Origin of the sequence: Burkholderia sp. Tr-20390, from assembly GCF_017104595.1 — a bacterium.
GTDB lineage: Bacteria > Pseudomonadota > Gammaproteobacteria > Burkholderiales > Burkholderiaceae > Burkholderia.
The window spans coordinates 44,688-52,062 of sequence record NZ_JAAGPC010000047.1 but is presented as its reverse complement, the minus strand read 5'-3'; the positions used below and the strand labels follow the sequence as shown (position 1 = coordinate 52,062).

At 66.5% G+C, this 7,375-nt stretch carries 10 protein-coding genes; 3 read left to right on the top strand and 7 right to left on the bottom strand.

Annotated features, from left to right (window positions below):
* The 3 genes from G3N98_RS15575 to G3N98_RS15565 form a co-directional block, all read left to right on the top strand.
* Positions 1-570 (top strand): beta-ketoacyl synthase chain length factor (locus G3N98_RS15575; RefSeq protein WP_206148614.1); only part of this gene is annotated, 570 nt, incomplete at its 5' end.
* Positions 570-1,049, top strand: coding sequence for a hotdog family protein (locus tag G3N98_RS15570; RefSeq protein WP_206148613.1), 480 nt, complete (start codon positions 570-572; stop codon positions 1,047-1,049). The genes G3N98_RS15575 and G3N98_RS15570, both read left to right, overlap by 1 nt.
* Complete coding sequence (locus tag G3N98_RS15565) at positions 1,033-1,380, top strand: hypothetical protein (protein WP_089426337.1); 348 nt, start codon at positions 1,033-1,035, stop codon at positions 1,378-1,380. The genes G3N98_RS15570 and G3N98_RS15565 overlap by 17 nt, the downstream gene beginning before the upstream one ends.
* 90 nt (positions 1,381-1,470) lie before the next feature.
* Here G3N98_RS15565 and G3N98_RS15560 read toward each other — a convergent pair whose 3' ends face one another.
* The 7 genes from G3N98_RS15560 to mug form a co-directional block, all read right to left on the bottom strand.
* On the bottom strand, positions 1,471-1,677 hold the full coding sequence (locus G3N98_RS15560) for a hypothetical protein (protein ID WP_175237342.1): 207 nt from the start codon (positions 1,675-1,677) through the stop codon (positions 1,471-1,473).
* A gap of 108 nt (positions 1,678-1,785) precedes the next feature.
* Positions 1,786-2,529 (bottom strand): acetoacetyl-CoA reductase, encoded by a 744-nt coding sequence (gene phbB, locus G3N98_RS15555; RefSeq protein ID WP_041492959.1) that lies wholly within the window; start codon positions 2,527-2,529, stop codon positions 1,786-1,788.
* Positions 2,530-2,747: 218 nt separating this feature from the next.
* On the bottom strand, positions 2,748-3,929 hold the full coding sequence (locus tag G3N98_RS15550) for an acetyl-CoA C-acetyltransferase (protein WP_089473794.1): 1,182 nt from the start codon (positions 3,927-3,929) through the stop codon (positions 2,748-2,750).
* Between the two features lie 293 nt (positions 3,930-4,222).
* On the bottom strand, positions 4,223-4,807 hold the full coding sequence (gene phaP, locus G3N98_RS15545) for a TIGR01841 family phasin (RefSeq protein ID WP_069248866.1): 585 nt from the start codon (positions 4,805-4,807) through the stop codon (positions 4,223-4,225).
* 496 nt (positions 4,808-5,303) lie between these two features.
* Complete coding sequence (locus tag G3N98_RS15540) at positions 5,304-6,068, bottom strand: ParA family protein (RefSeq protein WP_039345972.1); 765 nt, start codon at positions 6,066-6,068, stop codon at positions 5,304-5,306.
* Positions 6,069-6,170: 102 nt separating this feature from the next.
* Positions 6,171-6,794, bottom strand: coding sequence for a DNA-3-methyladenine glycosylase (locus G3N98_RS15535; protein WP_206148612.1), 624 nt, complete (start codon positions 6,792-6,794; stop codon positions 6,171-6,173).
* On the bottom strand, positions 6,781-7,329 hold the full coding sequence (gene mug, locus G3N98_RS15530; RefSeq protein WP_206148616.1) for a G/U mismatch-specific DNA glycosylase: 549 nt from the start codon (positions 7,327-7,329) through the stop codon (positions 6,781-6,783). Before mug ends, G3N98_RS15535 begins: the two co-directional genes overlap by 14 nt.
* Positions 7,330-7,375 lie beyond the last annotated feature (46 nt).

Below are 7,375 nucleotides of genomic sequence, written 5' to 3'. Positions count from 1 at the left end.
TTCAGCGCGTCGGGCGGCGACGGCCAGAATTGCCACGCGATCTGCGAGACGCTGGCGGGCGACGATCGCCAGCTGTCGCCGACGCGCTTCCACAACTCCGTGCACAACGCGCCGGCCGGCTACTGGAGCATCGCGACCCGCGCGATGGCGACGTCGAACGTGCTGTGCGCGCACGACGGCAGCTTTGCCGCGGGCCTGCTGGAAAGCCTGTGCCAGGTCGTGGTCGATCGCGTGCCGACCCTGCTGATCGCGTACGACACCGACTATCCGGAACCGCTGCACGCAGTGCGCCCGATCGGCGACGCGTTCGGCGTGGCACTCGTGCTCGCGCCCGAAGCAAGCGAGCGCGCGCTCGCCCGCATCGACGTGCAGCTCGCCGACGCGCCCGCCACGCCGCTCGCGCGTGCCGAACTCGACGCACTGCGCGCCGGCAATCCGGCCGCGCGCGTGCTGCCGCTGCTCGACGCCATCGCCGCGCAGCGTTCGACGCGCGTCGTGCTCGACTACCTGGCCGATACGCGCGTGCAGGTCGACGTCGCGATGCCGGATACGTTCGCGGAGCGCGCGTGATGACCGCGACGATCCCGCTCGCGCCGCCGCTCGACCATGCATGGATCGCCGCGCACATTCCGCACGGCGGCGCGATGTGCGTGCTCGATACGGTCGATGCTTGGGATGCCGCCCGCATCCGCTGCACCGCGACGAGCCACCGTGATCCGCACAACCCGCTGCGCGCGCACGGACGGCTTGCCTCCGTCTGCGGGATCGAATACGCGGCGCAGGCGATGGCCGTGCACGGCGCGCTGCTCGGTGCGCACGAAGCGCGCCCGCGCGTCGGCTATCTGGCGAGCGTGCGCAACGTCGACGCATTCGTCGACCGGCTCGACACGTTCGCGCAGCCGCTCGTCGTCGAGGCGGAACGCGTGAGCGGCGACACCCGCTCGGTGCTGTACGGCTTCGCACTGCGCTGCGGCGATCGCGTACTGCTGTCCGGCCGCGCCGCGGTGATGCTCGACGCGTTGGCAGCCGGCGATGCGAATCCTCGATGAAGCCGCTTACTCAAGAGAAGGAAACCAGGTCGTGAAAGTTCGTCAGTTCATTGGCACCGCGCTCGTTCTGGCGCTGATCAGCCCGATCGCGCACGCGGACATGTCGGAAGTGAAGCAGGACATCAAGCGCGATTCGAAGGAAGCCGCGCACAAGACCGGCGAGGCGGCCCGCAGCTTCGGCCACGCGACCGCGAGCGCCGCGAAGGCCGTCGGGCACGGGGTCGCACACGCGTCGCGCGAAGGCTGGGATGCCACCAAGCGCACGACGAAGCGGATCTTCCACAAGAACGACTCGGGCGAGTCGGGTGGAAAGAGCGAAAAGAACGATTGATCAAGGGCATCGCGCGCATCGCCGCAGGCAGGCGCGCGATGCGTGACCGCTCGTCAATCCTGACGCGTCACTGCCGCAATGCCGCCGCCGTCAACGCGCGCCGCGCAGGCGGCGTGCCGGCCGGGCCCGCCCGCGTGCGAAGCACCTGCCGTACGCGACGAGCGAGCAATCGCGATGATCGAAGTTGCGCAGCAGCCGCGCACGACGCCGCTCGAGCCAGTAGAGCGAGACTGCCATCGTCAGCGCGACGGCCAGTGCCGTGCCGCCGATCGCGAGTCCCATCCAGGTATCGCCCATGCCTTCTCCGGAATGCGAAGCCGAAGCGGCGCGCCTGCCGCCGCCTCGGCACTGGATAGTGCGGAACGCGGCCCGGCAGGTGCGCGCACGCCGCCGGGCCGCCCCGCGTCAATGCATGTGCTGGCCGCCGTTGATCGCGATGTTGGAGCCCGTCACGAAGCCGGCCTCCTCCGAGCACAGGTAAGCCACCAGCGCCGCGACTTCCTCGGGCTTGCCGAGCCGGCCCGCCGGAATCTGCGGGAGGATCTTCGAGTCGAGGATGTCCTGCGGGATCGCCGTGACCATCTTCGTCGCGAGGTAGCCCGGCGACACCGTGTTCACCGTCACGCCCTTGCGCGCGATCTCGAGCGCGAGCGATTTCGTGAAGCCGTGCATGCCGGCCTTCGCGGCCGCATAGTTGGTCTGGCCGACCGAACCCTTCGAGCCGTTCACCGACGAGATGTTGACGATGCGGCCCCAGCCGCGCTCGACCATGCTTTCGCAGACCGGCTTCGTCATGTTGAACACGGAATCGAGGTTGGTGCGGATCACCGCATCCCAGTTGACCTTGTCGAGCTTGCGCAGCGTCATGTCGCGCGTGATGCCCGCGTTGTTCACGAGAATGTCGACCGGGCCGACGTCCCGCGCGATCTTCTCGATGCATTGCTGGCACGAATCGTGATCGGCCACGTCCACCGGATACGCGTGGAACTCGCGGCCGGCCGCGTGCATCTCGGTCAGCCAGCGGTCCGCGCCGGTGTTGTTCGGCGAATACGTGACGACTACCCGGTGGCCCGCGTCGTTCAACCTGATGCTGACCGCTTCGCCGAGGCCGCCCATTCCACCAGTCACTACTGCAATTCGCTTAGTCATCCTATTAATTACCGACAAAAAAAGTAATCGATCAAGGCGGAGCGGCGGCGTCGCTCACGCTGCCGCCCCACCGCTTCGATGCGCAGCCGCCCGCGTCGCGGGTGCGGCACGCACCGGCACCTCGCGCTTGTTGTTGACTGCTTGTCGTGCGCGAAAACCGCTGCGCCCGCGTGCGGTGCTGGCCGCTGCCGCACGCGGGACGAGTCGTCAGACCCTGCTCAGGCGCGCTCGACCGCGAGCGCGACACCCATCCCGCCGCCGATGCACAGCGACGCCAGCCCGCGCTTCGCATCGCGCTTGGCCATCTCGTGCAGCAGCGTCACCAGGATCCGGCAACCCGACGCGCCGATCGGGTGCCCGATCGCGATCGCCCCGCCGTTCACGTTCACCTTCGACGTATCCCAGCCCATCTGCTTGTGCACCGCCAGCGCCTGCGCCGCGAATGCCTCGTTGATCTCCATCAGGTCCAGGTCGCCCGGCGTCCAGCCCGCGCGCTCCAGGCACCGGCGCGATGCCGGCACCGGGCCCATCCCCATCACGCTCGGATCCACGCCCGCGTTCGCATACGCCTTGATCCGCGCCAGCGGCGTCAGGCCCAGCGCCGCCGCCTTCTGCGCCGACATCACCAGCACCGCCGCCGCGCCGTCGTTCAGCCCCGACGCGTTCGCCGCCGTCACCGAGCCGTCCTTCGAGAACGCCGGCTTCAGCCCGGCCAGCGACTCCGCCGTCACGCCGTGACGCACGAATTCATCGGTGGCGAACTGCAGCGGCTCGCCCTTGCGTTGCGGAATCGCCACCGGCACGATCTCGTCGTCGAAGCGGCCGGCCTTCTGCGCGGCTTCCGCCTTGTTCTGCGACAGCGCCGCGAACGCGTCCTGCTCCTCGCGCGTGATCCCGTATTCCTTCGCGACGTTCTCCGCCGTGATGCCCATGTGGTACTGGTTGTACACGTCCCACAGGCCGTCGACGATCATCGTGTCGACCAGCTTCGCATCGCCCATCCGGAACCCGTCGCGCGAGCCCGGCAGCACGTGCGGCGACGCGCTCATGTTCTCCTGGCCGCCCGCGATCACGATGTCCGCGTCGCCCGCGACGATCGCGTTCGCCGCCAGCATCACGGCCTTCAGGCCCGAGCCGCACACCTTGTTGATCGTCATCCCCGGCACTGCCGTCGGCAGCCCGGCCTTGATCAGCGACTGCCGCGCCGGGTTCTGCCCGGAACCGGCCGTCAGCACCTGGCCCATGATCACTTCGCTGACCTGCTCGGGCTTCACGCCCGCACGCTCCAGCACCGCGCGGATCACCGTCGCGCCCAGCTCGGGCGCCGCAATCTTCGCAAGCGAGCCGCCGAATTTGCCGACCGCGGTCCGCGCGGCCGATACGATCACTACATCCGTCATGTCCAGTTCCTGCATCGAAATCAGTTCGTCGTTTTGACGCCGGCGCGTGCCGGCCTCGGCTGGCGATCGCGCATCCCGGGCCATTCGGCGCGATAGCGATCGCACGCCGTCGTACGGCGCGCGGCACCCGTTCGAACGGGCGGCACACCGGTACGGCTCGCCGGTTCACCGGCGCCTTGCGGCATACCGGACGTTCGCCGGACGCCACGCGGCACACGCGGCGTCCGGCGCCATCCGGCGCCGATCAATTCGTGTCGCGCCCGTGCGCGACACGTGCTTGCGTGGCTACGCGATTACGCAGCCGATTCGCGTGCGGCCGCGGCGTCCTTGCGTGCGGCGGCAGCCGTTTGCTTCGCACCACGCGTGGCCGTTTCGCTGACCGCATCGAAGCCGCTCTGCGCGGCTTCGATTGCCTGGCCGGTCGCGGCGCGAACCGAATCGGCTGCGGCGGTCGCCGCCGACAGCGCCGAGTTCAGCGCGGCCACCACCGGTGCCGAGCCGGCCGGCGCATGCTTCGACAGTTCGCCGAGCACGTCCTTCAGGCGCTTGTCGTTCTGTTCGTATTGCGCTTGCGCGACCTTCGCCCATTCGGCCTGCGTCGACACCGCGATGTCGAACAGATGGCGACCGTACGACACGGCCTTGCCGGCCGCTTCCTGCGGTACGGCGACCTGCTGCGCGAAGCCCACGGCCGGGTTGCTGCTGTTGAATGCGTTCTTCAGCTTGTCCTCGTATTCCTCGAGCGCCGTCCGGGCCGCTTGCAGGTTGAGTTCGACGACAGCCTCGAAACCTTGGATCGCCGGACGGGCAATCGCGAACCACGCTGCAATACCGGATTGATATTCGGCGTTGATTTTTTCGGGGGCAAATACGGACATCGGGCACGCTCCTGTTAGCAATGCGAGAGACGACGTAAAGAAAATTGGAAGCCGGATCGACAGCAGGCTTCCTTATTGACAACCCGGCACTTATTTGAGTGCGGGAAGTTGAAGGAGCCCATTCTAGATCGATTAATTGTCAATTAAATGGCATTAATGCTAGGTGTAAACCCTTATTTCCATCCAGGCGACCGCTGGAACCCGGGATGCGCCGACATCGCATACGAGGCCGCGCATCACTCCGTCCCGCAATGCATTTTTACCTTTTTACAGGATAACGAATCATGACGTCGCGCAACATTTACCAATTCATTATTCCGTTTATTAGAAAACCGGGACGCATTGAAAATGTAGCGATCACTTATGTAATCGTTTTTTCTGGATTTATTATGAAATCGTTTTCGGGATTATTAATGACGAAATCAATGATCGGATGAATTACGGTCGCAAAAAAAGCCGCATGATGCGGCCGCGGATTCGTCAGGCAGGTGCGGAATCAGCCGGCCAGTTCGCGATGCAGCGCGAGGAACTCCTGCGCGAGCTTGTGCCCGGGTTCCAGATGGATCACCGGCTTGGATTGCTGATGCGACTCGCGAATCTTCACCGACGCCGACAACCTCGACGCGAGCACCGGCAGCCCTTCCTCGACGAGTTCGTCGACCAGCCGCTGCGGCAGGCTCGCCCGCGGCTGGAACTGGTTGATCACGATCCCTTCCACCTCGAGCGCCGCGTTGTGGTCCTGCTGGATTTCCTTCACGTTCTCGAGCAGCGTGTACAACGCACGGCGCGAGAAATCGTCGCAGTCGAACGGGATCAGGCAGCGCTCGACCGCGATCAGCGCCGAGCGCGTATAGAAATTCAGCGCGGGCGGCGTGTCGATGTACACGGCGTCGTAGGTGTCGAGCTCGTTCAGCGCGTCGCGCAGCTTGTAGATCTTGTAGCGCGACTCGAGCTTGCCGTGCAACGTGTCGAGCTCCGGGTGCGCAGGCATCACGTCGAGCCCTTCGAACGGGGTCGGATGAATGAACGACGCGACGTCGACCGGGCGGAAGTTGAAGGTCAGCGCGGTTTCGAAGAAATCGGCGACACCCGGCTGCGCGTCGGCTGCGGCGTCGCCGAGCAGGTAGCGCGTGGAGTTCGCCTGCGCATCGAGGTCGATGACGAGCGTGCGCAGCCCTTCGCTCGCGCTGATCGCCGCCAGGTTGCAGACGATCGTCGATTTGCCCACGCCGCCCTTCTGGTTGAATACCACCCGCCGCATTGTGTCTCCTCGATCGAATACGTCGAAAAGACAAGCTTAGCCGGTCAATAATGGCGGTCGCGTGACGCAGGTCGAATTGTGCGCATTCTGGCACGGGGTGTATCAGCGGCGCGTCACCGGCCCCGATACGTACTCGTTGCCCGCCACGCTCCAACGCCACGGCAGCTCCGTGCCGACACGAATGCCGATGCGCGGCCCGCCCGCCAGATCAGCGGGCGGCGCGATGCCATCGTCGACGATCGCGAACCCTTCGTGCGCACCGATCAGGTCGACACCGTCCTGCGCGCCGGTGATCCCCATCGCCTGGGTCAGCCGTGCCGGCCCCCGGCACAGGTCGCGATCGCGCGTCCGCGGTGGCCGTGCCGCACGCATCTGTTCGAGCCCTTGCAGCGGCTCGAGCGCGCGAATCAGCACGCCCGTTCCCGCGCCATCCGGGCCGCACACGCAGTTGCAGCACCAGTGCATGCCATAGGTGAAATAGACGTACAGGTGCCCCGGCGGCCCGAACATCGTCGCATTGCGCAGCGTCTTGCCGCGGTAGGTATGCGCAGCCGGGTCGATCGCACCGGCATAGGCTTCCACTTCGACGATCCGCCCGGCACGGCCGTCCGTGGCCGCGAGGATCTTGTTCAGCAGTTGCGGCGCGACGTCGGTGGCGACTCGGTCGAAGAATGCGCGGGGCAGCCCGGTGCCCGGCCACCGGGGCGAAGGTTCACCGCGCCGCATCCTGCCCCTCCAGTTGGAGACCGGAAACGGCCTTCGCCTGCAGCCGAAGCTGACGGTATGCGTCGACCAGATCGTCGAGACTGAACGCGAGGTTTCGCCCGCTCGGATTGGGCAGCACCCAGACGCTCGCCCCCTGCATCCGGGCCGGTTGCAGCCCCCACTCGATTTCTCGCTGCCCGGAAAGCGCGGAGTACGCCGCCTTGCCGAGAAAGGCGACGAAGCGCGGCGCGTAGCGCGCCAGCTTTTGGTCGAACTCGGCAGCCGCCGCGATGAATTCCGCGCGCGAAAGCTGATCGGCGCTCGCGGTCGGCCGCTTCACCACCGCGGTCAGGCCGCAGCCATATCGAAGAATCGCGCGATCGTCCTGCGGCGAGATTTCCGCCGGCATGAAGCCCGCGAGATGGATCACGCGCCAGAAGCGGTTGCTTCTCCCCGCGAAGTGGTGCCCGGTGGCGGCCGCGGTCAGGCCCGGGTTGATCCCGCAAAACAGCACGTCGAGATGCGGAGCGATGAGGTCGGGAAGTTCGTCAGCCACGGTTTGCCTGGCGAGCAAGGAACATCGACGTAAACGAAACAAGGCC